We start from the raw sequence: 25,156 nt of genomic DNA, 5'->3' as shown, positions 1-25,156 counted from the left end.
TAATATACGCTTTAAGCAAGCGGAAATCCTGCTTGTGGACAAATCACCATACAATTTTCTGAAAATCGGCGAATTGGCTTATGTCGTCGGCGATCGCCCGCAGCAAGCCCAACCGGTTGTTCCGCAACGCTTCATCGTCGACCATTACCATAACCGCCGCAAAATATCGGTTGATCGGCTCCCGCAAAGCCGTTAACGCATAAAGCGCGGAAGAAGCGTTTCCTTGCGCCAAAGCATCGGCAAATTGGCCGTGCTGCACGAGAAAGGAATCGTACAATTCGCGTTCGCTCCGATCGGCGAATAGCGCGGCGGAAAATTCGGCCGTAGCCGCTTTCTGGGCCAAATTGCCGACGCGAACAAGCGCGTCCGCGGCTTCTTTAAAGCCGCCCCCGGCAACCGCCTGCATCAGCGCCTCGCCTTTTTGCACCGTCAACGCGACATTGTCGAAACCGGCGGCCATGACGGCATCGGCGACATCATACCGGATGCGGTCGGAAAACAGATTTTTGACCCGCAAGCCGAAAAAGTCGGTTAAATCCTGCACAATTTCATGATGTTCGCGTTTTAATCCGCGGGCGCGTTCCAATACGTCCAATGCGATGGCGAACAGCTCCGATAAACGGAGCGGCAGGCTCTTTTCCAGCAAAATTTGCACGATGCCGGCCGCCTGCCTTCGCAACGCGTACGGATCCTGCGACCCGGTCGGCACGATGCCGATGGAAAAGCAGCCGGCGATCGTGTCGATTTTATCCGCTATGCTTACGATGGCGCCGATTGGCGATTCCGGAACGCTGTCTCCGGAAAAGCGCGGCTTATAATGTTCAAAGATAGCGCGCGCGACTTCCGCCTTTTCCCCGGCTTTGCGGGCGTAGTCTTCGCCCATGATGCCCTGCAGCTCGGGGAACTCGTACACCATTTGCGTCACCAGGTCAAATTTGCAAATCGCCGCGGCGCGGCGAACCAGTTCTGCCGTCTCGCCCGTAAGGGACAGTTTTTCCGCCAAGGCTTCGGCTATGGCGCGTATCCGCCGCACCTTGTCGCCAATGGTGCCCAGCTCCTCATGAAACACAATCGTTTCCAAACGCGAAAGCGCGTTGTCGATCGACAGTTTTTGGTCTTCCACATAAAAGAATTTGGCGTCGGAAAGCCTGGCCCGCAGCACTTTTTCGTTGCCTCTGGCTACCGTATCGAGCGAAACGCTGTCGCCGTTTCTGATGGTGACAAAATGGGGCAAAAGCTTCCCGTCGGCGGAAAATACCGGGAAATAGCGCTGATGCTCCCGCATGGAAGTAATCAGCACTTCCCGGGGGATGCTTAAAAATGCCGGATCAAAGCTGCCGTGAAGCGCCGTCGGCATCTCCACGAGAAACAGCACCTCTTCCAGCAAATCCGCCTTCATCGGAACTTGCCATCCGTTCGCTTGCGCCAATTGTTCAATCTGCGCCACAATCGCCGCCTTGCGTTCGGCAATATCGACAATTACCTGCTGCGCGCGCAGCGCTTCTTTATAGTCATTCGCAACGGCAAGCGCCGTTTCCGTTCCCAAAAAACGGTGCCCGCGCGTTACGCGCCCCGTGCGCACGCCGGATATCGCAAAATCGACAACATCGGCGCCAAACAAAGCGACCAGCCAGCGGATCGGGCGGACGTATTTCAGGTCGTTGCTGCCCCAGCGCATATTTTTCGGAAAATGCAAAGACAACACAAGCTGCTTAAGTCCGTCGGCAAGAATATCGGCGGTTTGCACGCCGACGCTGTGCTTGCGCGCATGCGCGTATTCCACGCCGGAAATTTCCTTAAAATAAAGCTCCTCGGGCTTTACGCCCTGGCTGCGGGCGAATCCGAGCGCCGCTTTGGTCCAGTTGCCCTGATCGTCCTGCGCGATTTTTTTCGCCGGCCCTTTCGCTTCTTCCGTTATGTCTCCTTGTTTTTCCGCGACATCCCGCACATATACGGCGATCCGACGAGGCGTGGCGTACGGGATGACGCTAGCGTGCGCTATCCGGGAGTTTTGCAGCCACTCTTCCGTTTTTTGCGCCAGCTGTTCCACCGCGTCGCGCACAAAACGGGCGGGGATTTCCTCCATGCCGATTTCCAGTAAAAGGTCTTTGCTCATTTGTTTTGCCCTCCGTTTGCCGTAGTCTTGATCAGCGGAAAGCCCAAGCGCTCCCGTTCTTCCAAATAGGCGGACGCACACATTCTGGCGAGATTGCGCACCCTGGCGATATAGCCGGTGCGTTCCGTAACGCTGATTGCGCCGCGGGCATCCAACAAATTAAACGTGTGGGAGCATTTCAGCACATAATCGTATGCCGGGAAAATAAGCCGCGCCTCAAGCGCGCGTTTGGCTTCCGCCTCATACATGCCGAACAGCGTAAACAAAAGCTTGGCGTCGGAGACCTCGAAAGTGTACCTGGAATGTTCGTATTCGGGCTGCAAAAAGACGTCGCCATAAGTCACATTGCCGACCCATTCGAGATCAAACACGTTTTCTTTTTGCTGGATATACGAAGCCAGCCGCTCCAGTCCGTATGTAATTTCGATGGCGACGGGATTGGCGTCGATGCCGCCGACCTGTTGGAAGTACGTAAATTGCGTAATCTCCATTCCGTCCAGCCACACTTCCCAGCCAAGCCCCCATGCTCCCAGCGTGGGCGATTCCCAGTTATCCTCGACAAAACGGATGTCGTGATGCAACGGATCGATGCCCAACCGCTTCAGGCTTTCCAAATATATTTCCTGAATGTTGTCCGGCGACGGCTTCATAATGACCTGGTACTGATGGTGCTGGTACAGCCGGTTCGGGTTTTCTCCGTATCTGCCGTCCGCCGGGCGGCGGGAAGGCTCCACATAAGCCACGTTCCATGGTTCGGGGCCGATGCTGCGCAAAAAGGTCATCGGATTCATCGTGCCGGCGCCTTTTTCCACGTCATACGGTTGCATGATTACGCAGTTTTGTTCCGCCCAAAAATTTTGCAGGGTCAAAATGATCTCCTGAAAATTCACTGCTTCCATCTCCTCATATAATTGATCGTTTCTATCCATGAAAAAACCCGCCTCTATGCGTCTTCCCAACACATAGGGACGGGAGGTTATTTCCCGCGGTTCCACCCTACTTGGCAACCGTTTTTGCCGGCCTAGGCACGGCAAACGCGACTGCCCTCTTTTCGCCAACGTATGCTCTGGAAGCGCCTTTCGCCGGACTTTCGGACCGGGCTTGCACCGCCCCCGGTTCGCTATGCCGAAACTGCCGCGGGTACTCTTTTTCCTTCATCGCAAAACCAATTACATATTATAACTCGTATTTGCTCATCTGGTCAAGAAAACTTCGCGCCTTCCAGCGCGACACTTCCACATGCCCATCCATGTAGCGGCGCAACACTTGCTTCAGTACTCGCTTTGTCTCCGGCTTAACGCTGATCGTGCCGATTCGGCGCAAATCAACACGATTAAGTAAGCGCAGCAATTTCCAAACGCTGTCGGCAAGCGGCATTGCCTGCGCATGCGCATTGGCGCACGCGGCACACAGCACACCCCCCGCCGCCGCGCTGAACATGGCGGAGCCGCCGATATCCTTGCCGCAGTTCGCGCACCGATCCAACACAGGCGCATAACCGGCCAACGCCATCAGTTTCATTTCCATCACATGCGTGGTGATCTGCGGGTCTTTTCCTTCCTCGATCGCCCTAAGCGCCGCCAAAAGCTGCCCAAACAAACCGGCGTTCGGCTCCTCGTCGGCCAAGCGATCGACCAGTTCGGCGATGTAGGCCGAATACGCCGTCTTTTCCAGGTCTTCCCGCAGCAAATGGTGGGAGTCTAGGATCTCGGCAGACTGCAGCGTGCCGATCTGCCCGGATTTATAAAAGGCGTATTCGCCATATGTAAACAATTGCGCGGCAGCGGCAAAGCGGCTGTTCAGCTTTTTCGCGCCGCGCGCCATTACGCTTGTTTTCCCCGCATCACAGGTATATAGCGTCAAGATTTTATGTCCTTCCCCGTAATCGTTGGTGCGGATGACAAGCCCTTCCACCCTTTTCAGCACCGGTTCGTTTCCCCCATGAGCACGCAGACTGGATAATCGGTTAAAAATTGATGATAGCTGGTGGTTCGCTCAATTTGCTTCCGCTTGCCGCTCGTCGCCGTCCTGCCGTTCGCCCTCCTGCGCTTTTTCCACCGTTTCTTCGCCGCCGTTTTCCCCAATGTCCCGATACAACATATACGCGTCTACATTCCCGGTCAATGCGAAAACTTGCCAGGAAAAATCTCTCATATGTTCTCATCCTTTCGCAGAACAGACTGCTCAGGCACACTGTTAGGATGGGCAATACAAGCCGAATCTATCCGGGAAAAAACCGCCAGGACCGCTCAAATTTCCTCATTGCGAAAGCCGAATTCCTGCAACAATTGATCGCGATTGCGCCAATCTTTCTTCACTTTGACCCATAATTGCAAAAACGCTTTGGAACCCAGGAGGCGCTCGATATCGTGGCGCGCTTCTTTGCCGACCTGCTTCAACAGCGCGCCCTGCTTGCCGATTACAATCCCTTTTTGCGAATCGCGTTCGACGAAAATAATGGCGGAAATGTGCACGATCCCGTTTTCCGCGACGCGCATATTTTCGATCGCGACCGCAACCGAATGCGGCACTTCGTCATGGGTCAGCTGCAAAATTTTTTCGCGGATCAACTCCGCGCACACAAACTGCTCGGGATGGTCCGTCACTTGGTCGGCGGGATAATACATCGGGCCTTCGGGCAGCACTTTGCGGATTTGCGCAAGCAAGGTCGCCACGTTATTGCCCAAAAGCGCCGAAACCGGGATGATTTCCGCAAAGTCGTAAAGTTCTTTATATTGCGCGATCATTGGCAACAGTTGTTCGGGATGCACCTGGTCAATTTTGTTTAACACCAAAAAAACGGGAGTTTCAATCCCTTTCAGCCGTTCAATGATAAATCTGTCGCCGCCGCCCAAGCCTTGCGCCACATCGGCCAAAAAAAGCACCGCATCGACTTCCTGAAGCGCGCTTTGCGCCGCCCTTACCATATAATCGCCCAAACGCGACTGCGGCTTATGAATCCCCGGCGTGTCCAAAAATACGATTTGCATGTCTTCCGTCGTGTATACGCCATGGATGCGATTTCGCGTCGTTTGCGGCTTATCCGACATGATGGCGATTTTTTGTCCAATCATTTGGTTTAACAGCGTCGACTTTCCGACGTTCGGCCTGCCGATGATCGCCACAAACCCGGAATGAAACTTGCTCATGCCTGTCTCTCCTTCATGCTTCATCAAATCGTAATATAGCCAATAACGGCGATCAGAATGCCTAATCCGGCGCCGGTGGCAACCGCAAACAGCGAAGCTTTCGATCTCTCCAAAAATAGGACACTGGCAAGCGCCGCCAAGAAAAGCGCCAGAAGCATCATTTCGCGGCGCGCCGCAGCAAGCGAAATCCATCCCGCGGCGGTCCAGGCCAAAGCAACCGGAACGCTCGGCGCGGAAAAACGCCCGCTTTCGCCGCCTTTCTTGCGGCTGCCCGCCGTTTGCAGCAAAAAAGCCGCCAATGCCGTAACTATAAGTAGAATCAAGGCGCGGAACAATCCGGACATGCCCGGTTCGGCAAACGAGCCGCCAAATGCGTCGACTACCGGCTGCCAAAACACAACGATACCCGTCACAACGGCAAAAACCGCGGCGAGAAGCACAGCGGCGGCGGCGACATCCTTTGCGATTTTGGCCAACGGATGAATTTCCCGGCTGGCCAGATCCACGGCTTTTTCCACGGCGGTATTGACCGCCTCGGTCACGGTGACAATGGTGATGGCCAAAAGCAGAAACAAAATTTTCGTTTCGCCGATTCGCAACAGCCAGGAAAGCGTCAGTACGATCAGCGCGGCGCCAAAATGAATGCGCATATTGGGCTGCGTAAGCAATATATACTTCAACCCGTCCACGGCATAGCGGACGGAACGCAGCCACCGGCCAAGCGCATTCACCGTGCGACCCCCGCTTCGCGCAAAATTTCTTCCTGCAAAGTAAACATCGCCTTTTCGGAAGCTTCATCCTGATGGTCATAACCCAACAAATGCAGAAAGCCGTGCACAAACAAAAAACCGATCTCGCGTTCCAGCGAGTGGCCGTATTCTTCGCTTTGCGCCTGCGCCCGCGGCACGGAAATGACGATATCGCCCAGCAATTCGGGCAATGTATCCGCCTCTTTTGCATCGTAGAAAATTTCCGGCTCTTCTTCTTTACTTTCCAGCATGGGGAAAGAAAGAACATCGGTGGCCTTGTCCAACCCCCGGTATTCTTTGTTTAAAGCCCGTATTTTTGCATCATCGACAAACGTTAAGGCGACTTCGCCTTCCGCAATCCCTTCTTTTTTCCCGGCCGTACCGAGCAGCTTATGAAGCATCGCCATCCACTCCGCCGGAATCGCAAAGTCCGGCAATTCGTTGTTCACCATCAGTTGCAAACTCATCGTTCACGCATCCTTTTCCGCCTGTTTGGGAGCAGCCTCTGCGGGATACTCGATTCGCGAATGAAAAATCCCAAGCAAGGTTTCATTTAATGTTTTGGTGATGATATCCAATTCTTTTATCGTCAAATCGCATTCGTTAAATTGCCCGTCGTCCAAACGCTGCTTGACAATTTTGGTAACAACCGCGTCGATTTGCTCGATTGTCGGGTTTTTCAGCGACCGCACGGCGGCTTCCACGCTGTCGGCAATGCCGACGACCGCCGCTTCTTTTGTTTGCGCCTTCGGGCCGGGATAGCGGTAATCTTCCTCGCGAATGTGCGCAGGATCCAAACCTTTTCCCGCCGCCTGTTTTTTCGCCTTGTGGTAAAAATATTGCAACAGCGTCGTGCCGTGGTGCTGCTCGGCAATATCGCGGATCGGCTTCGGAATGTTATGTTCTTTCAACATTTCCACGCCGTCGCGGGCATGCGCGATGATAATCGACTTGCTTAATTGCGGGTCGATTTTATCATGCGGATTTTCCATATTGTTCTGGTTTTCAATAAAATAACTCGGGCGCTTCGTCTTGCCGATATCATGATAAAACGACCCGACTCTGCACAAAAGGCCGTTTGCGTTTATGGCGACAGCCGCCGTTTCCGCCAAATTTCCCACCATCACGCTGTGATGATAAGTCCCCGGCGTTTCCGTAAGCAGTTTGCGCAAAAGCGGATGGTTCGGGTTCGATAATTCAACCATTTTCAGTGGCGATAAAATGCCGAACGCCGCTTCCAGAAACGGCAACAGCCCGATCACCAGAATCGCCGTCAGCAAGCCGCCGATCACGGCGAAAGCAAGCGACAGCATGGCGTTTTTCATCGCAAACTCCTGATCGAGCAAAATGAGCGTGCCGATTGCCAGGCAGGAAGCGAGCGCAATGAAAATCCCCGCGCGCAGCACGGCAGACCGCTGTGTGGCGCCATGCACGGCAAAAATGGAAACATAGCAGGCTACCACGGCGACAAAACCGTAGCGGAAATCAAACGGCAAATCGCTATGGTTAAACGCGATACTTACGATGAGGCCAAACAAAACAGCGGAAATAAAGGCGATTTGTTCATCCAGCAAAATGGCGATCAGCATCGTCCCCATCGCCACCGGTGCGACAAATCCGACGTACGGCGTTTTTTCGTTCACGCCCAGCGCGGTGATGCCGATGGCCGCGATGGTGAGCAAATAAATCAGAAAGAGCAGCAATATTTGCCAATTGCTCTCCAGCAGTCGCGCGCGTCCGTAACGGACAAACATGAACAATACGCCGGCAAAAAGCAATGCCAACAGCGCCGCCCCGATGTAGGGAGGATAGTTGATTTTGCTTTTCAGCAATCCCAAATGATCGAGTCTGTTAAAGATATCCTTCGTAACCATTTCGCCTTTTTTGACGAGGTATTGCCCTTTCTCGATGTACACCGGAGAAACCTGCTCCCGCGCTTTTGCCCTGGCTTCATCCGTGGCCTCTTCATCGGCAAAACGGTTCGGCGTAATGACGAAAGTGGAAATTTCCTGCACCAATTCCCGCTCCGTCTTGCTCGGCAATTGGGAAGCGTTAATGAATTCCGCCACTTTGGTTCGCGCCGTTTGCGCGTCGGTAAGCGGATCGGAAGTCAATCTGTCGACGGTGTCTTTTGCCACCTGTTTCATTGCGGTCAATTGCTTACCCGAAAGCTTCGGCAATTTGAAAAACACGTCTTCCGGAATGCGGTAGCGCTGATCGTCCAATTGCCGGCGGGCTTCCGCCAGCAGTTTGGCCGAATATATATTTTCGTACTGCTTGAGCAAACGGTTGTAATAATCGTTAAACATGTCCGGAATTTCTTCACGGTATATCGCGACTTTTTGCTCAAAAGTGATCGTTTCGTCGGCGTTCAGCTGCTCCAGCTTGTTGAAAATCGTTTCCGCCAAACCGGCGTTTTTCATTGCTATATTCGTATAGACAGGCACGACACGGTCCGCGGCCGCCTCTTTCGCTGTCTCCGTCGCATCCGCGTCATAGATTGTTTTCGGCGCCGCGATGCTGATTTCGCTGATCGCGCCTTCCTTGATATCATAAGTTTGCGGTATCAAATATCCGGAAATCGCCAAATAAAACATAACCGGAAAACTGAGGAACAAGACAAAGCGCAAGTACGCGCTCTGCCGCCATTCCCTGCTCCGGTCGTTCGCGATTTTTTTTCCGGTAAACGATTTTTGGATCATGCCGGAAGTCAATCCCTTCATCGATCATTCGCCGACGAGCTTTTCTGCTCCTTGTTCCTGTAAGCCGTTATGATCTTTTGTACGAGCGAGTGACGGACGACATCCTGTTCGGCAAAACGGACAAACCCGATTTCCGCAATATGCTGCAAAATCCGTTCGGCGTCCACCAATCCGGACACTTTTCCTTTGGGCAGATCGATCTGTGTAATGTCTCCGGTAATAACCATCTTTGAGCCGAAACCGAGCCTGGTCAAGAACATTTTCATCTGCTCGGCGGTCGTATTTTGCGCTTCATCCAATATAATAAACGAATCATCCAGCGTCCTGCCGCGCATATAGGCAAGCGGGGCGATTTCAATGGTGCCGCGTTCGAGCGCCTTCGCCACATGGTCAGGCCCCAATACGTCGTTAAGCGCATCATACAACGGACGCAAATACGGGTCAACCTTTTCCTGCAAATCTCCCGGCAAAAATCCGAGATTTTCGCCGGCCTCCACCGCCGGGCGCGTCAGGATGATGCGCTTGACGGCGCCTTCCCTAAGCGCAACGACCGCCATCGCGACAGCCAAATAGGTTTTTCCGGTGCCGGCGGGGCCGATGCCAAAAACGATATCATGTTTGCGAATAGCCGAAACATATACCTTTTGCCCGAGCGTTTTCGCCCGGATCGGCTTGCCCTTGTACGCGTAGGCGATTTCACCCTTTAGCAAATCCAGCAATTGATCCGCCTGCATTTTTTCCGCCAATTCGATGGCGCATGCGACATCCCGCTCGGACAAGGAGTATCCGCCCCGCACCAGTTCAAGCAGCACCCCGAACAGATGCAGCAGCATGTCGGTTTCGTCGCGGTCGCCCAGGATGGCGATTTCCGCCTCCCTTGTCGTAATCTTGGCGGATACGGCGGATTCGATCAAACGCAGAAACTTGTCCTGCGGACCAAACAAAGCGAGCGCTTCCGCGGCATTTTGCAATGGTATTTTGGCAGTGGCGGGATTTTCCGGCAAATCTCATTCTCCTTGCACAATCGGTTGTTCCATGGCGATATCTTCATCTACTTCAAAAAGCACTTCCAACACCACTTTACCACCTTCGCTGCGCTCTTGCAAAATTTTTTCGCTTTTTACGGTTGCGTCCGCGCCTTTTGTCCGTTCGATTTCCCATTTTGCCTGCGCGATGCCGATTTGCCGCGCCTTCTGTATCGACAGGGTTGCAACTTCGGTGCGGACTTCCCTTAACGTCTGCCGCAAAAAGCCGAATGGCAGCGATTTGCCCCGCCATTGCGGCTTTTTTAACACGTTCATGGTTTCGTATTGCGCAAAGTTGAGCTTGCCGAAACCGGAGATCTTAAGCGCCCAGTTGCCGAAAACAAGGTAATTGCGGGAAGCGGATACGCCCGTATACACCTTTTTCCGTTGCACCAGGGGCACCGCGATTCGATACTGCCGCCATACCAGCCCGCGCACCGTGCCTTTGGCGACCACACTGTGGGTAAATTCGCCCTCCCCCACCAGTCCGGAGACAAGAATTTGCCCCTTTTTCACACGCATATTCGTTTTCACAACCGGCTTGCCCTGTTCAACCTGAATTTTGGTCACGACCGCATCCGCGTCCGCCACCAAATTTCGCGGACTGAGCAAGGGGCGCTTTTCCGGCTTGTTCGCTTCAACCACTTTGATGAGAACGCGCGTTCCGCGCGTTTCAATTCCTACCCACGCGGCGTTCGGCAACTGCGCCGCCATTTTTTTCGCCGCCAAATCCAGATCGCCCAGGCGAAAATTCCATTGAAACTGGTAAATGCCCAAATTTTTGGCCTTTGCCAAAATTTCCTGCGTGGCGATTTTTTCGTTGCCGATCACCTGCACATGCCAGACGAGCAGCGACCCGGTATAAACAACTGCCACAAAAAGCACGAATCCGGCCGCGAAAAACTTCCGTTTTCCCAGTTTGTCCAACAAAAAGGGAAGGCCGTGCCGGCCTGCAACATGAATGCGGCAGCCTGTCTCTTTCAACAGCGGGCGAAGGCGGAAAAAATCGCGCAGCACAATGCCAAAAAAGGCCGTATTCCCTTCGCCGCGCCTGACATCCCAAAACCGGAATTGCCGCTTTGCCAGCAAGTTGAGCAGTTGTTCAATATTTCCGCCGTATATTTCCACATCAGCATATCCCATGATGCGCAAAACGGCCATTGTTTGCCGCATGGTTGTCACTCCTTCATAAGCATTTGCCGCTTATTCTCCACCATCATCGTCACGTATCCAGATACTTCACTTCATCGATTCTGCCCTCGACAAACACCTCTTCCGGCAAAATGGCCCGCATGACCAGTCCGCTGCCCCTGATCGCAAGCTTGCCCTTCGACAAGAGCAATTCCAGCTCCTGGTCGGAAAATCGCACGACCCCGCGGTGATTTTCAATATATGTCTGCATGTTGCCGATCATCGTAATCCGCGGCAAGTCATAAATGACGTCTTTGGGAAGATCAAGCATGCTTCCTGCCCATTTGGACAGCTGACGGCGCAAACGGCGCATTGACGCGTCAACCCTTCCGTATTGTTCCGTGCAATTGCCGGTATCCCGATGCGGTGCACAAGCGGCTGTTTCGTCCGCAATCCGCTTATACAACCATATGCGGCCATGGCGCAATTTATGAAGCGGGATGCTTTGCGCTTTGTTTTGTTTCGGAGCGGAAGGACAAAATAACAGCAAAGCAAAATTCGAGGCAACGGTGATGGCCATGAACCTGGGGGACTTGCAAACGCTGGAAGGGAAAAATGTCATCTATCGCCTGGAAATCCGGACGGACCGGATCCATTTCGGCAAAATCGCCACGTCCATCAACGAAGCGGGCGGGGATATCGTGGCGATCGACGTGATTCAAACATCCCGCAATGTCACCGTGCGCGACCTGACCGTTGCGGTGAAAGATTCCGGGCAAATCACGGCGGTTACGCAAGCGATCAGGCGGTTGCCGCATGTTACGATCATCAATGTCTCGGACCGCACGTTTTTGCTGCATCTCGGCGGAAAAATCGAAGTGAAGCCGAAAAAGCCGATTGCGAACCGGGACGATTTATCGCGCGTGTACACGCCGGATGTCGCCCGCGTTTGCGCCGCCATATCGGAAGAGCCGCAAAAAGCGTTCAGCCTGACGATCAAGCGCAACACCGTCGCCGTCATATCCGACGGCTCCGCCGTATTGGGCCTGGGCAATATCGGCCCGCTCGCGGGCATGCCGGTCATGGAAGGGAAAGCGATGCTGTTCAAGCAATTGGCGGATGTGGACGCATTCCCGATTTGCCTTGACACGCAGGACACGGAAGAAATCATCAGGACGGTAAAGCTGATCGCGCCCGCCTTCGGCGGGATTAATCTGGAGGATATCGCTTCGCCCCGCTGTTTTGAGATCGAACAGCGCTTGCAGGAAGAGTTGGATATTCCGGTGTTTCATGACGACCAACACGGCACATCCGTAGTGCTGCTGGCCGGATTGCTCAGCGCGTTGCAACTGGTCGGCAAAACTTTGGAACAAATAAAAGTTGTCGTTGCGGGCGTCGGCGCGGCGGGGGTGGCCTGCATTAAAATGCTTTTGTCGGCGGGCGTGAAAAACGTCATCGGAGTAGACAAAACAGGGGCGTTAACGGCAAAACAAACATATGGACACGCGGTTTGGGACTGGATCGCCAGGCACACAAACCCGGAGCGGCAACACGGCAGTCTGACCGATTGTCTTATCGGCGCCGATGTGTTTATCGGGCTGTCCGTCGGCAACATTTTGCGCCGCGAGGACGTGCGCAAAATGGCGAAAGATCCGATCGTGTTCGCCATGGCCAACCCGGTGCCGGAAATCAATCCGCAAGAGATCGAGGATATTGCGGCGGTGATCGCCACCGGCCGCTCGGATTATCCGAATCAAATCAACAACGTACTATGCTTTCCGGGAATATTTCGCGGCGCGTTGGATTGCCGCGCCCGCATGATCAATGAGGAAATGAAGATTGCCGCGGCGGAAGCGATCGCCTCGGTCATCGATGACGCGGAGCGAAACCGTTTGTACATCATCCCCGGCGTATTCAACCAGAAGGTCGTGGAAACGGTTCGCGAAAAAGTGATTCAGGCGGCGATTAAAACCGGCGTGGCGCGCCGCATCCCGCGGGACTGAAAGCTTGCGGCGCAAAAAACTCCCGCACCATTAAGATGCCGGAGTTTCATCCGTTATTTATCATCAGCTTAACAGTTGTTGCACCAGCCGGTTGACTTCTTTGCCGTCCGCTTTGCCTTTCACTTTGGGCATCAATGCGCCCATTACCTTTCCCATATCCGCTTTGCCGCTTGCTTTCACTTCGGCGATTGTCGCTTGCACGATCGCCTGCAGTTCCTCGGCGCTCAGCTGGCTCGGCATATATGCACTGATAATGGAAATTTCGCCTTTTACGTTGTCAATCAAATCTTCGCGACCGGCACGTTCGAATTCCTGGAGGGATTCTTTGCGTTGCTTAAGCTCACGATTTAAAATGTCGAGCACTTCATCGTCATTCAAGGCTCTCTTCTGTCCGATTTCTTGATATTTAACCGCGGAACGGATCATACGTAATACGGAGAGTTTGAATTTATCCTGGCTCTTCATCGCCTGCTTCATATCTTCGTCCAATCGTTCGCTAAGACTCATTGCCATCCTCCTAGTACTTACGCTTGCGCGCTGCTTCCGATTTCTTTTTGCGCTTTACGCTCGGCTTTTCATAGTGTTTGCGTTTTTTGATTTCAGCCAGCACACCATCTTTTGCAATCGAACGCTTAAAGCGGCGAAGAGCGGAATCGATCGTTTCGTTTTTGCGAACTTTCGTTTCTGACACCGGATTTCCCTCCCTCCGAACAGACCGTCCCAAACACACACGGTTATCAAACAACATTATAAGTGAAAATAAAATGGGGTGTCAACTTGCGCCGGCTTGCCGGCGAAGCATCCACCCGACAAACAAACCGCATCCGATTACTTTGCGTTGAGCGGCCCCAATTTTTCACCGCCGAGCAAATGGTAATGAATGTGAAAAACAACCTGGCCGGAGTCCTTGCCGCAATTATTAATCAGCCGGTATCCCGATTGGGCGACGCCCAGTTGCTCCGCCGCTTTTTGCGCCGCTTCATGCACTTTTCCGATCACTGCCCAATCGTCCGCTCCGGCGTCGTTCAGCGAAGCGATATGTTTTTTGGGAATAATCAGCACATGCACCGGAGCGGCGGGTTCGATATCATGAAAAACAAGCACATCATCGGTTTCCAGCACTTTTTTTGCCGGCAGTTCGCCTTTGACGATTTTGCAGAAAATGCAGTCGCTCATTTGGAATCCTCCCGAAATCATCAATTTAATTCGTTTCAATTACGCTAAGTATACCAGAACACTGTCCGGCAGCCAATTTGCCCCTCACAGAAATACGGCTTGCGCACCGTCGAAAAAGTACAACGCCTTCGCGACAACGGGCTGCCGCAAAATCCGCTCCACCGCCGCCGCATACAGTTCCAACTGCCGCCGATAGTTCGCGACGGCCTGCTGCAACCTGCCGGCCACCCGATCCGTTTTGTAATCGATCAGCACCCAGCCGTCGTCTTCCTTAAACATGCAGTCGATAACCCCTTGCAGCAGCACGGGTTCGCGGGCGACGTCTCCGCTTATTTCCCGGTGCAATTCGCCAGCCGCAACCGCCAACGAAAACGGAACTTCCCGCAGCACGGTGGACGCGTTCAGCAAACGCCGCCCGATCGCGGTCCGGAAAAAGGCGGCGATAGAGGCGATATCGATTGCCGCGCGTTCCGTTTCCGTCAGCAAGCGCCTTTCGACCATATTCGCGATGGCCTCAGCCACGCGCGCTTCATCGGGCATTCCGTCAAGCGGCAAATGCTGCATGACGGCGTGGTAAGCGACGCCGCGCTCGGTCGGCGACAATTTCTCCTCCGTCAAAAAGCGCGGCCGGCGCAGCAGCGAGACCGTTATTTTTTGCCGGAAAGCCGCATGATCATGTTGCGCTTCCGGCAATTCCGCGGCTTCCATCGCAGCCGACGGATCGGTTTCGCCTAGCCGTTTCCATTCGGATACGGATGTTTTGGCCGGGATCGTCTGTGCGGCATGATGCGGCGAATCCCAGCGCAAACGGCGGTCGATTTCCGCAGCGAGCGCTTCGCTTTGCGCAAGGCCCGCGGCAAGCGGAAGCGGTTCCGCCCGTTTAACCCGTGCAAGGAGCGCGGAATCTTCCCGCGCGACGGCCGCTTCCGCCATATCGGCAAGCTGGCCGGCCGGCACGACGGTTAGCCGCCAACGCGACGGGTCGGTTGCCAGCGTGGCCGGCACCGCGTCAGCGCTGTTGCCAAGCCGGCGCAATTCCGCCATGTGCGGATGCCGCAGCAGCGCGGGCCCAAGCCAATCAAGACAGGACCGGGCGCTTGCCACCGTATCAACCGGAAGCGGCCATTCCCCGCCTTTTGCCTGTCTGCCCCATTTTTCCGCCGCAGCCGGCAAATCTTTGACGGTGCCAAGCAAAAACATGCGCTCGCGGGCGCGGGTTAAGGCGACATAGAGGATGCGCATTTCTTCCGCCAGCAGTTCCGCCTGCTTTATTTGCCTGATCGCGGCATGCGGCAAAGACGGGAAGACGGCGCGATTGGCCGTATCCACAAATCTGGGGCCAAATCCCAGTTGCTTGTGCAGCAAAAAGGGACGCGTACTGTCAAGCATGTTGAACTTGGCGCCCAATCCCGCCACAAACACGACGGGAAACTCAAGCCCTTTGCTGGCGTGAATCGTCATCACGCGCACGACGTTATCCTGTTCGCCAAGCGCCCGCGCCGTGCCCAAATCGCCGCCGCTTTCGGTCAGCCGCGCGATAAACCGCAAAAAGCGGAACAAGCCGCGCGAAGATGTTTCCTCATACTGTCTCGCCCGATCGTACAGCGCGCGCAGGTTTGCCTGCCGCTGCCGGCCTCCGGGATAAGCGCCCACCAAATCAAAATAGCCGGTTTTGGCATAAATATCCCAGATCAGTTCGGACAGCGCGCCCTGTCGGGCGGCGTCCCGCCACCCGTCCAACAACCGCATGAACGACCGCAACGTTTCGCGCAACTTTGTGCTTTCGCCGTTTTCCGCATCGTTGCCGTCATCCGCTTGCAAAAACGCCGTCACCGCATCATAAAAAGCGGCCCGCTTGTCCGCCAAACGGATTTGCGCCAGCTGTTCCGCATTAAGCCCCACGAGCGGCGAGCGCAGCACGCCGGCAAGCGGAATATCCTGCAGCGGATTGTCGATCACTTTCAACAAAGACAGCATCACATCCACTTCGGTAGCGGTAAAATACCCTGTCTTCAGCTCCGCGTATGCCGGAATGCCCGCCGCTTGCAATTGTTCCATAATCGGATGCGCTTTGCTGCGATGACTGCGCAATAAAATGACGATGTCGGAAAAGCGCAACGGGCGGTAAAACCCGCTTTGTTTATCGTAAACCTGTGCGCCGGAGCCATTTGCGCCCATCAGTTCGGTGATTTTTGCGGCGATCGCGCGGCCTTCCAATTCCATCGCCGACAGTTCCGCCGCGTCGCCGTCTTCGTTGCCCGTAATGTTAGCTTCATCCGCTAATTCATTGTTCGCATCCGCGTTTGCCTGATCGACCAAAATGACCTCTACGGCGGCAGAAAAAGATTGTTCCGCTTCCGCTTTGCCCGGGATTAGCTCCGCCTTGTCATCGTAACTGATTTCCGCCGCGTCCTCGCGCATAATTTGCCGGAAAATCCAGTTCACGGCATCCAGGATCGCCTTCGTGCTGCGAAAATTGCTGGATAAATCAATCCGCGTGCCGCTACCCGAAGCGGCATGATTCGCAAATTCGGGCGGCACATTTCCATCGTAAGCCTGAAAGGTTTTATATTTTTCGAGAAAAAGGCCTGGTTCCGCCTGCCGGAAGCGGTAAATGCTTTGCTTCACATCGCCGACCAAAAACAAATTTCCGGGATGTTCGGCCGAAATCAACCGGATGATTTCATCCTGCACCATGCTTGTATCCTGGTACTCGTCCAGCATGATTTCGGCAAACTGGCCGCGGTATTCAAGAGCCGCCGCGGTCGGGCGCAAGTCGCCCGTTTCCGCCGGCTCGCCCAAAATTTGCAGGCAATAATGCTCCATATCGGAAAAATCGAGCAGCCGTTTTTCCCGCTTCGCCGCTTTAAACCGCTCGGCGAACGCGATGACCAATTCCGCGAGTTTGGCCATAACCGGCGCCATTGCCGCCATTTCCTGACGATGTTCCGACAATGAACGCCCGTATACGTCTTCGTTAAGGCTGCCCAATTCTTGCTTCGCCTGCGAACGCAGTTCTTTCGCCCGCTCCTGCAGCGCTTTATCGCCTTCATTGCCGCGGATGGCGGCGAGTTTGGAAAATTCGAACTCTTGCAGTCCGGCGGAAAACCCGTCCCAATCGCCGGCTTGCACAAGTCGCATGAGCGCGCCGACACGCGCGATATCGTCGCGAAGATTATCCCCGTATTTCCCGGGGCCTGCCGGACGTTCCGCCAATTCCAGCGCTTCCGTAAGCAGGCCGAGCGTTTTTGCCAGCGTCCGTTCGGCGCTTTTTAACAGCGTCTTCAGCCACAAGTCGGCCACATCGCCGCCGTTTTGAAAAGCCGCCGCCATTTCTTTCAGCCATGTTTCCGGCTGCGGATGGCCCCGCGAAAATTCGTACAGCTCCACCACCAATTGCAAAACCGGTTCATCGGAGCGCTCGCTGCCAAACCAGTCCAACACTTGCCAAAACGGATCCTGCTCGGGGCATTCCGCATAGCATTCTTCGAAAAGTTGTTCCAGCACATCCTGTTTTAGCAGTTCGTTCTCCGTTTCATTGGCGATGCGGAAGCCGGGATCCAATTCCAGCTTTTCGTAATGGCGTCTGACCACATCCAGGCAAAAGGAATGCAGCGTCGTAATCGGCGCTTGCTGCAGCAAAGCGATTTGCCGGCGCAAATGGCCCGAGTTCGGATTTTTTATGAGTTCGCGCTCCAGCGCCTCGCGAATCCGCTGCCGCATTTCCGCGGCCGCGGCATTCGTAAAGGTGGCGATCAGAAGCTTGTCGACATCGAGCGGCCTGTTTTCATCCGTTATTTTTCGCACGATCCGCTCGACCAGCACCGCCGTTTTGCCCGAGCCGGCCGCCGCCGCGACCAACACGCTGCCGCCGGTTGCGGTAATCGCCGCTTCTTGCGCTTTTGTCCATTTTTTTACACTCGTTCCGTTTTGCTGTTCAGTCACGGCGTCCACCTTCCGATCGTCCCATACTCCGAGTCCGCCGCCGTTTCCGCCAACGCCCGCCAAAACTCGTCTTTGCTGAAACGCCGCAATTGGCGGCACGCGTCGGGGTTCGTTTGCGGGTCGATTTGGCAAACCGCTTTGAACGGGCAGCCGGCGCAACGGTGCTCCGCTTTTGTCCCGTACACTTTCAAATCGACATTGCCGGCGGTTATTTCCGAGCCGATACGCCGAAATGTGTCGTGCAAATGCCGCCGCAAAGCCCGCCACTGTTCCGGCGCAAAAGTTTTCGATGATTTGCCGAGTTCGCCGCTTTTTAAAATGTTGACCGGTATGATCGCGGAATGGCCGGTCAGATCACGATCCATCAGGCGGATGATATCGCGATCGGCAAGCACCAACCCGTCCATTTTAAATCGTTTGAAACGTTCCCGCTGAGCCGCCTCGGCGGAAACAATCCGTCCGTTAATGAGCGGATTGTGCACATGGAAATAAAATGCGCCCGCCGGAAGCGCGTATTCGCCCGAACTTTCGGCGTAGCTGACAATGGCGTCCAGATAGGTCAACAGCTGCAGCGCCAAGCCATGGTAAATTTCCGTGTAATCAAGCGTCGCTTTGCCCGATTTGTAATCAATAATCCGGTAATACACCTGTTCGCCCAGTCGCGCCCGATCGATCCTGTCGATCTGTCCGGCGATCTCCGCCGTCGCTCCGCCCGCAAGCGGAATCGATAAAGCGGGCACGTCCGCCGCAGGGCCGAACTTGAGCTCAAAGCCATAGGGAACAAATTCTCCGCGCCGCGCCTGCTCGCTGAGCGCCGCGGCGGTTTGGCCGACCGTATCGCGCAATTTTCGCGCTATGTATTTATACCGGTTCGAGCTGAGCAAAATTTCCCCTTGCAGTTTCGGCGCCAGCGCCTCCACGGCCTTTGCCGCCCACGCCTGGCAATCCGCCGGGGTTAAGTCGCCCCACGATTTGCCCATATTCAGCAAATCGACGCCGATCTTGCGGAGAGCGCCATGAAAGAGCACGCCTACGTCGGGAGCTTGCAGACGGTATATTTTCCGCTCCTTCAAGCGCAAACCGTAAGCGGCAAAATGCGCGAACGGGCAAGCGGCAAACTGCTCCATCCGCGATACGGTCGTGATGAGCGGGCTTCCGTACAGCTTCAGGGCCGTTTCCCGCCTGAGCGGCTTTTCCACATTGGCGGCCGCAAGCCCCGGCGTCAAGCGGGCCAGCTTTTCCCGCCACGCCTTATTTTCGGCAAACCAATTGTATACTTGCCACCAGACGGCGGGCATCTCTTCCCCGGCTTTCCACCGGCGCAGATGAACCAGCAAACAGGTAAGAGCGTTTCCGGGGCGAACGATATAATCCGTTTGCCGCTCCGCGGGCTCGTCCGTCGGGTCCGCGGCAAGTTGCCGAAGCGTAAGCGTCGGGAACATGCGGGCCACCCGGCGCATAAACGGCGCCGGCAACAGCGCCTTTCCTTCTTCGTCGGCAAGCGGAAAACTGAGCCATAACTGTTCCGAAGGCAATGTAACGAGCGTGTAAAAGACAAATTGTTCGTCCAACAGCTTGCGCGTGCTGCCCGGCGCGAGCTTCATTCCGGTCCTGGCCAGCCAATCCCGTTCCGTCTCCGACAATGCGCCGCCTTCCGCCGTTTTCGCGGGGTAGACACCTTCGCTTACCCCCAACAAAAAGCAGCAGCGCACATCCGCGGGACGTGTGCGATCGGCGTTGCCGATCAGCACTTGATCAAGCGACGGCGGCACAAGGCTTAGCCGAATCGCTTCCAGCCCGGTTTCCAGAACGTTGGCAAACATGCCGATGCTGATTGTGTCGTCGCCCATGGTTTCAACCAACTGGTCCAGCGTATCGACAATGGCGCCCCATACCGCCGTATGCGTCCTGGCCTCCTCCGGATTACCCGCCGCCAGCGCGCGGTTTGCCCATACTTCCAGCTTGCGCGGAACCTGCAGCGTCATGAGCAGCGCAAAAACCGCTTCCACCATTTCCTTCACATGGGCCGCGTTCGCCATCGCCTGCTGAAATTGCCGCAGCGGCTCGGCAATCCGCAATCTGTCGCGGTGAATGAGCTCCTCCAATGCGGCGGGATTTTCCGCTTCCGGCGTTTCGTCTTCCAGCGACCGGTACATTCGCACGTTCCACGGCGCGGGATCGGTCCATTTTGCGGCGCCGCTTACGCCAAAAGCGAGCACGACATTTTCCAGCCTGTCCATTCGATTGCGCAGCGCGCGGAGCCGGTCGCCTTCAGCCGGTTCATGCCGCTCGTTTAGCGGCAGCAGCAAATCGGTTTTCACGCAACGAAAAACCGCCTCATAACGCCAATTGTGCGTGACAACTTCCAGCGCTGAACGGATGAATTCGACAACGGGGTGGTGGGCGGCATGTTTTTTCGCATCAAAAAAATACGGAATCCCGTAGTCTGTCAGCACATTTTCGAGCAGATGCCGATAGTGCTCCTCATCGCGAATCATGACAACCATATCCCGAAAGCGGTATCCTTCATCGCGCACAAGCCGGATCATCTCGCGAGCAGCGCCCTCCACTTCCGCCTGCCGGTGAACCGCCGCGTAAAGCCGCAGCCCTTGCGTTTTTGCTCCTTCCGGGTAGGCGCGCATGCGGGAAAAATGCCGCTCCAGATGGGACAGCACGGGCCTAGCGGCAAATCGCGGGGACGGATGCTCGGTTAGGCAAACCGTTTTTTCCACACGAACGCCCAACTCCGCCGCCATTTCTTTGAGCTTGACCATCGTCGCCGCGCCGGGATAAAACAAGTTGAGCTCGTCCAACTGCTCACCCGCCGCATATTCCCGATCCGCGCAAATCGTCAGATGGATGTCCCGGCAAATTTGCATTAATTCGCGCAAAACGGCGTACTCCTGCGGAGTGAAGCCATGAAAACCGTCAATCCAGATTTCCGCGTTGGCCAGCATGCCGGATGCTTTCGCGTTTGCCGCCAGCTTGTTCAGCAAATCTTCTCCGTCGCTGTAATGCCCTGCCAGCGCTTCTTCATATTGCTCGTAAATCAACGCGAGGTCATGCAGCTTGTCCGGCAGCATGTTCGCCCGTTCGGCAAAAAAACCGTTGTATTTTCCGGCATGCGCGCGAAGCTCCGCCGCCGAGACCAGATAACGCTTCAGCTCATTAAACATGTCCAAAAAACGGTCGATCAGCCCCGGGGCCCGCTCGGCGTTCCGATAAATCCGCAATTGTCCGGCGCTTTGCCGGAGGATGCGATACAGCAGCATTTTTTTGCCCGTTTCACTAATCGGTACGCCGGCCAATCCTCCCGTCTCCTGCAGCACCCGATGGGCAAGCCGGCGAAAACTGAGCACCTGCGCGCGAATGACGCCTTGCACGCCGGGAGTAGTCGCAAGCTTCACCTCCGTTTGGAAAGTGGCCTGCTCGGGAACCAGCATGATGAGCGGGGAACCGAACGGCTCCGCCGTCAATTTGTTTTGTATCGCTGCCAAACAAGCGGCGGTTTTGCCGCTGCCCGAACGCCCGACGATAAACTGAATCGGCATATGCCTCACCTGCAATCGGAATGAAATGCGAAATGCCATGCGGATATGCGGCGCGCTTATCGCCGGCTTTGCCGAAAACATATGGCCGATAAGCTTGTCATGCCTGTCCGCAAGCAGTCATATATATGGTAACTGAACATTGGCGCTTGATGTTGTTATCCGCTCTCAGTATACACGAATTCGGACGAAAGGGGATACCCGTCCATGTTTAGAGACATATTGCTTCCGCTCCTGGCGGGTCTCTCCGTGTTTCTGTTCGGCTTGAAGGTGATGGAGCTTGCGCTGCATGTATGGGCGGCGCCGTTTTTACGACGCGTCCTGCAAAACTTGACGCGCAACCCGTGGCGCGGGCTGGTAACCGGAACCGCGATTACGGCCGCGTTGCAAAGCAGCAGCGCCGTCACGGTCATAACGATCGGTCTGGTAAATGCCGGAGTCATCACGTTTCCGCAAACATTGGGCATCATTCTCGGCACCAATATCGGCACTTGCCTCACGACGGAATTGATCGGATTAAACATCTCCCATCTGGCGCTGCCCTTGCTGCTCGTTACGGCCGCCATATGGCTGATCGCCTGGGGGCTGCCGGCGGAAAAATTCACGCCGTTGGGCGAAAAGTCCGTGTGGATCATTCGCCATCTGTCGCTTGCGTTAGCTGGTTTTGCCTGCATTTTAATAGGCATGAAGATCATGGAGGCATTCGTTCCAGCCGTGCAAACACGCGGGTTGTTCGCCTGGTTTCTGGAGCAATCACAAAAAAGTCTGGTGTGGGGTATATTGGCCGGAGCCGCTTTGACGGCAGTCATCCAAAGCAGCGCCGCTTCCATTGCGATTACGATGGGGCTTGCGTCCGTACAGGCAATTTCGGTTGAACTTGGCGTCGCCATCATTCTGGGCGCCAACATCGGCACATGCGTGACCGCTCTCATCGCCAGTATCGGCGGCAGCAAATACGGACAGCTCGTCGCCTGGGCGCACGTGCTGTTAAACATTGGCGGAGCCATTGTGTTCTATCCGCTGATCGGCGAGCTCAGACACATAACCGAATGGCTGGCGGCAAATCCGTCCGGCCAGCTGGCCCACGCCCAGACGATTTACAACATCGTCTGCTCGTTATTGGCGCTTCCCTTCTGCTACATGCCGTGGCTCTCCCGTATCCAAAACGGGAACCGTTAATGGCGCAGCGCGGCCAACGCTTTGGCCAACACTTCATCGTTGTTCCGGTATCCGAACTTAAGCTGTTGTTGTTGCGCCTCTTTAACGGAAAACCAGGCGACTGCGCGAATTTCCGCCAGCTGCGGCTGAATTTCCCCTTGCACAGCCTCCACAAGAAAATAATGCACTTCTTTGTCTACGCGCCCGCGTTCCGCGTGGTCAAATTGATAAGCCACCGTCGCAAGCGGCGCCACGATTCTGCCGACAATTCCCGTTTCCTCGCGGATTTCCCGCAGCGCCGCCGCTTCCATCGTTTCGCCATGCTCCAGCTTGCCCTTGGGCAGCGTCATATTCCCAAACCGGTCCTGAATCAACAGTATCCGCATATCGCCATTGTCCCGCCGATATACAACGCCGCCCGCTGAAAGTTCGTTCATATTTCGTTCACTCCATTCACTTTTTGCAAGCGGAATCGACGCTGTTATTCGTTGGCCGCCCATGCCCGCCTGTCTTCCAATACCCGGGCCAATTCGCCTTTGCAGGTTTCCACGCCCGCTTCCGTAACTTTAACCCGGCAAATCTTGCCGATCATATCGCTTGTTCCGTGGAAAGCGACATGCAGGTAGTTGTCGGCGTGGCCGGCCAACAATCCGTTTGCGATAGCCATCGATCCACGTTCCGGAATGACCTCAAGCACCTGTCCGACCTGGGTTTCGGCATATTTGAGCTGCAACCGTTCCGACAGCCCGATCAGCATTTGGACGCGGCGGTGTTTTTCTTCCTCGTCCACCTGGCCGTCCATGCGCGCGGCGGGAGTGCCGTTGCGCCGCGAATACGGAAACACATGCAAGCGGGAAAACGCAAGCTCCTCCATCAACCGGTAACCGTTCATAAACATTTCGTCGGTTTCCCCGGGAAAACCGACGATTACATCGGTCGTGATGGCGACGCCGGGCATGGCCTGTTTAATTTTGGCGATTTTCTCGGCGTATTCCTCGGCCGTATATTTTCTTCGCATTCTCCTCAGCACATCGTTGTCGCCGGCCTGCAGCGGGATATGCAAGTGGCGGCACATTTTCGGCGTTTCTTGCAAAACGGCAATCATCTCGTCGGAAACCTGGCTCGCTTCGATCGAGCTGATGCGGATGCGGCTTAACCCTTCGATTTTGCTCAAATCCTGCAACAGATGATGCAGCTTGTAATTTTCCAGATCGTCGCCATAGCCGCCGGTGTGAATGCCGGTCAGCACAATTTCCTTATAACCGGACGCAACCAGCTGCCGGGCCTGATGCAGCACACTGTCGGCGGCGCGGCTGCGGGAAAGTCCCCGCGACCAGGGGATGATGCAAAAGGTGCAGAAGTTGTTGCAACCGTCCTGTATTTTCAAATATGCCCGCGTGCGGTCGGAAAAATCGGGAACGTTCAACTCCTCAAACTCCCGCGCCTTCATAATGTTATGCACGCCGTTGATTGGCTGCCGCTCTTTTTGAATTTTGTAAACGTACGGCAAAATTTTATCGCGGTCCTGCGTGCCGACAACCAGATCAACCCCGGGAATGTCCATGATTTCCTTGGGCGACGTTTGCGCGTAGCAGCCGGTCACGGCAATGATCGCTTCGGGATTGCGGCGGATCGCCCGGCGGATGACTTGCCGGCTCTTTTTGTCACCCGTGTTGGTGACGGTGCACGTGTTGATCAAATACACGTCGGCGTCGTCTTCTTCAAAGTCCACCCGCTCCCAGCCGTCTTGTTTAAACATTTGCCAAATGGCTTCCGAATCGTAAAAATTCACCTTGCAACCCAACGTATAAAAAGCAATTTTCGGCATTGTTTATCCTCCCATTTCGTCAGTTTCATATAAAAAGCACGTAAGCGCCGCCATCGCGGCTGTTTCCGTGCGCAAGATCCGATTTCCCAGCCCTACGGGAATGAAGCCCGCGTTTTGCGCGCTTAAAGCTTCCTCTGGGGCAATACCGCCTTCGGGACCCGTCACGATGAGCACATCCAACGCCCGATCCGCCGGGCCAAACGCGGCGAGGGCGCGGCGCAAAGCCGCTTTGAATGACGCATGGCGCGTCTGTTCATAAAGCAGGAAGGCGATATCCGCTTTTGCCGCAAGCTTCACCAACTCCGGCCATGTTACCGGCGAAGCGATCTCGGGTATTTTCCCGCGATGCGCTTGTTCTGCGGCTTCCTTGGCGATTTTGCGCCAACGTTCCACGCGCTTTGCCGCCTGCTTTTCATCATATCGGACAACCGTCCGGCTGGAGGAAAACGGGATGAACCGGGCGGCGCCAAGCTCGGTGCATTTTTGCACAACGGTCTCCATTTTGTCCGCCTTCGGCAAACCCTGCGCAATCCAGACGCGGTGCTTCGGTTCGCCGTCCGCCTGCCGTCGTTCGATTACCTTGCAATACACTTCATGGTCGCGCAGTTCGCGAATTTCCGCTTCCG

Annotated in this window: 21 protein-coding genes; 2 read left to right on the top strand and 19 right to left on the bottom strand. The window is 55.2% G+C overall.

Annotated features, from left to right (window positions below):
- Positions 1–43 precede the first annotated feature (43 nt).
- The 11 genes from glyS to yqfC all read right to left on the bottom strand — a co-directional run bounded on the left by glyS (position 44) and on the right by yqfC (position 11,245).
- Positions 44–2,116: a glycine--tRNA ligase subunit beta gene (gene glyS, locus VF260_07100; GenBank protein HEX7056950.1), complete on the bottom strand. Its 2,073-nt coding sequence runs from the start codon at positions 2,114–2,116 to the stop codon at positions 44–46.
- Positions 2,113–3,006 carry a glycine--tRNA ligase subunit alpha gene (glyQ, locus tag VF260_07095; protein HEX7056949.1) on the bottom strand — a complete coding sequence of 298 codons (894 nt, stop codon included), beginning with the start codon at positions 3,004–3,006 and terminating at the stop codon, positions 2,113–2,115. Before glyQ ends, glyS begins: the two co-directional genes overlap by 4 nt.
- Before the next feature lie 286 nt (positions 3,007–3,292).
- The gene (gene recO / locus VF260_07090; GenBank protein ID HEX7056948.1) at positions 3,293–4,042 is read right to left on the bottom strand and encodes a DNA repair protein RecO; all 750 of its coding nucleotides are present in this window, start codon (positions 4,040–4,042) and stop codon (positions 3,293–3,295) included.
- A gap of 69 nt (positions 4,043–4,111) precedes the next feature.
- Positions 4,112–4,270, bottom strand: a complete 159-nt coding sequence (locus VF260_07085) for a YqzL family protein (protein HEX7056947.1) — start codon at positions 4,268–4,270, stop codon at positions 4,112–4,114.
- 95 nt (positions 4,271–4,365) lie between these two features.
- On the bottom strand, positions 4,366–5,265 hold the full coding sequence (gene era / locus VF260_07080; protein HEX7056946.1) for a GTPase Era: 900 nt from the start codon (positions 5,263–5,265) through the stop codon (positions 4,366–4,368).
- Between the two features lie 23 nt (positions 5,266–5,288).
- Positions 5,289–5,996 (bottom strand): diacylglycerol kinase family protein, encoded by a 708-nt coding sequence (locus VF260_07075; GenBank protein HEX7056945.1) that lies wholly within the window; start codon positions 5,994–5,996, stop codon positions 5,289–5,291.
- The gene (gene ybeY / locus VF260_07070; GenBank protein HEX7056944.1) at positions 5,993–6,481 is read right to left on the bottom strand and encodes an rRNA maturation RNase YbeY; all 489 of its coding nucleotides are present in this window, start codon (positions 6,479–6,481) and stop codon (positions 5,993–5,995) included. The genes VF260_07075 and ybeY overlap by 4 nt, the downstream gene beginning before the upstream one ends.
- Positions 6,482–6,484: 3 nt before the next feature.
- Positions 6,485–8,737 carry an HDIG domain-containing protein gene (locus VF260_07065; GenBank protein HEX7056943.1) on the bottom strand — a complete coding sequence of 751 codons (2,253 nt, stop codon included), beginning with the start codon at positions 8,735–8,737 and terminating at the stop codon, positions 6,485–6,487.
- Positions 8,734–9,720, bottom strand: a complete 987-nt coding sequence (locus tag VF260_07060; protein ID HEX7056942.1) for a PhoH family protein — start codon at positions 9,718–9,720, stop codon at positions 8,734–8,736. Before VF260_07060 ends, VF260_07065 begins: the two co-directional genes overlap by 4 nt.
- Before the next feature lie 3 nt (positions 9,721–9,723).
- A complete protein-coding gene (gene yqfD / locus VF260_07055; GenBank protein HEX7056941.1) occupies positions 9,724–10,914 on the bottom strand; it encodes a sporulation protein YqfD in 1,191 nt (396 codons plus the stop codon).
- A 49-nt stretch (positions 10,915–10,963) separates the two neighbouring features.
- Complete coding sequence (gene yqfC / locus VF260_07050; protein ID HEX7056940.1) at positions 10,964–11,245, bottom strand: sporulation protein YqfC; 282 nt, start codon at positions 11,243–11,245, stop codon at positions 10,964–10,966.
- A 220-nt stretch (positions 11,246–11,465) separates the two neighbouring features.
- Between yqfC and VF260_07045 the strand changes: the two genes are divergently transcribed.
- Positions 11,466–12,875 (top strand): NAD-dependent malic enzyme, encoded by a 1,410-nt coding sequence (locus tag VF260_07045; protein HEX7056939.1) that lies wholly within the window; start codon positions 11,466–11,468, stop codon positions 12,873–12,875.
- A gap of 63 nt (positions 12,876–12,938) precedes the next feature.
- Here the strand turns inward: VF260_07045 and VF260_07040 are convergent, their stop codons facing one another.
- From VF260_07040 to addB, 5 genes are all read right to left on the bottom strand, one after another.
- Positions 12,939–13,382, bottom strand: a complete 444-nt coding sequence (locus tag VF260_07040; protein HEX7056938.1) for a GatB/YqeY domain-containing protein — start codon at positions 13,380–13,382, stop codon at positions 12,939–12,941.
- Positions 13,383–13,392: 10 nt separating this feature from the next.
- Positions 13,393–13,566, bottom strand: coding sequence for a 30S ribosomal protein S21 (rpsU, locus tag VF260_07035; protein HEX7056937.1), 174 nt, complete (start codon positions 13,564–13,566; stop codon positions 13,393–13,395).
- A gap of 137 nt (positions 13,567–13,703) precedes the next feature.
- On the bottom strand, positions 13,704–14,051 hold the full coding sequence (locus VF260_07030) for a histidine triad nucleotide-binding protein (protein HEX7056936.1): 348 nt from the start codon (positions 14,049–14,051) through the stop codon (positions 13,704–13,706).
- 84 nt (positions 14,052–14,135) lie between these two features.
- Positions 14,136–17,996 (bottom strand): helicase-exonuclease AddAB subunit AddA, encoded by a 3,861-nt coding sequence (addA, locus tag VF260_07025; GenBank protein ID HEX7056935.1) that lies wholly within the window; start codon positions 17,994–17,996, stop codon positions 14,136–14,138.
- A complete protein-coding gene (addB, locus tag VF260_07020) occupies positions 17,993–21,547 on the bottom strand; it encodes a helicase-exonuclease AddAB subunit AddB (GenBank protein ID HEX7056934.1) in 3,555 nt (1,184 codons plus the stop codon). The genes addA and addB overlap by 4 nt, the downstream gene beginning before the upstream one ends.
- Before the next feature lie 204 nt (positions 21,548–21,751).
- Here addB and VF260_07015 point away from each other — a divergent pair, with 204 nt between their 5' ends.
- Positions 21,752–22,723: a Na/Pi symporter gene (locus VF260_07015; protein HEX7056933.1), complete on the top strand. Its 972-nt coding sequence runs from the start codon at positions 21,752–21,754 to the stop codon at positions 22,721–22,723.
- Here VF260_07015 and VF260_07010 read toward each other — a convergent pair.
- The 3 genes from VF260_07010 to VF260_07000 all read right to left on the bottom strand — a co-directional run.
- Entirely contained in the window at positions 22,720–23,139 is a 420-nt protein-coding gene (locus VF260_07010; protein ID HEX7056932.1) for an NUDIX hydrolase, read from the bottom strand. The two genes, VF260_07015 and VF260_07010, sit on opposite strands and share 4 nt — an antisense overlap.
- A gap of 44 nt (positions 23,140–23,183) precedes the next feature.
- Complete coding sequence (mtaB, locus tag VF260_07005) at positions 23,184–24,530, bottom strand: tRNA (N(6)-L-threonylcarbamoyladenosine(37)-C(2))-methylthiotransferase MtaB (protein ID HEX7056931.1); 1,347 nt, start codon at positions 24,528–24,530, stop codon at positions 23,184–23,186.
- Positions 24,531–24,533: 3 nt separating this feature from the next.
- The coding region (locus VF260_07000) for an RsmE family RNA methyltransferase (GenBank protein ID HEX7056930.1) at positions 24,534–25,156 on the bottom strand (623 nt) is incomplete at its 5' end.

The sequence above is a fragment of the Bacilli bacterium genome, assembly GCA_036381315.1.
Lineage (GTDB): Bacteria > Bacillota > Bacilli > Paenibacillales > KCTC-25726 > DASVDB01.
This window is presented reverse-complemented; position numbering and strand designations above follow the sequence as displayed.

What these genes read in the sequence shown, in the direction of transcription:
- glyS (HEX7056950.1), bottom strand. Translation starts at nt 2,116, where the DNA reads ATGAGCAAAGACCTTTTACTGGAAATCGGCATGGAGGAAATCCCCGCC.
- VF260_07085 (HEX7056947.1), bottom strand. Translation starts at nt 4,270, where the DNA reads ATGAGAGATTTTTCCTGGCAAGTTTTCGCATTGACCGGGAATGTAGAC.
- era (HEX7056946.1), bottom strand. Translation starts at nt 5,265, where the DNA reads ATGAGCAAGTTTCATTCCGGGTTTGTGGCGATCATCGGCAGGCCGAAC.
- ybeY (HEX7056944.1), bottom strand. Translation starts at nt 6,481, where the DNA reads ATGAGTTTGCAACTGATGGTGAACAACGAATTGCCGGACTTTGCGATT.
- VF260_07065 (HEX7056943.1), bottom strand. Translation starts at nt 8,737, where the DNA reads ATGAAGGGATTGACTTCCGGCATGATCCAAAAATCGTTTACCGGAAAA.
- yqfD (HEX7056941.1), bottom strand. Translation starts at nt 10,914, where the DNA reads ATGCGGCAAACAATGGCCGTTTTGCGCATCATGGGATATGCTGATGTG.
- yqfC (HEX7056940.1), bottom strand. Translation starts at nt 11,245, where the DNA reads ATGCGCCGTTTGCGCCGTCAGCTGTCCAAATGGGCAGGAAGCATGCTT.
- VF260_07040 (HEX7056938.1), bottom strand. Translation starts at nt 13,382, where the DNA reads ATGAGTCTTAGCGAACGATTGGACGAAGATATGAAGCAGGCGATGAAG.
- VF260_07030 (HEX7056936.1), bottom strand. Translation starts at nt 14,051, where the DNA reads ATGAGCGACTGCATTTTCTGCAAAATCGTCAAAGGCGAACTGCCGGCA.
- addB (HEX7056934.1), bottom strand. Translation starts at nt 21,547, where the DNA reads ATGCCGATTCAGTTTATCGTCGGGCGTTCGGGCAGCGGCAAAACCGCC.
- VF260_07015 (HEX7056933.1), top strand. Translation starts at nt 21,752, where the DNA reads ATGTTTAGAGACATATTGCTTCCGCTCCTGGCGGGTCTCTCCGTGTTT.
- VF260_07010 (HEX7056932.1), bottom strand. Translation starts at nt 23,139, where the DNA reads ATGAACGAACTTTCAGCGGGCGGCGTTGTATATCGGCGGGACAATGGC.
- mtaB (HEX7056931.1), bottom strand. Translation starts at nt 24,530, where the DNA reads ATGCCGAAAATTGCTTTTTATACGTTGGGTTGCAAGGTGAATTTTTAC.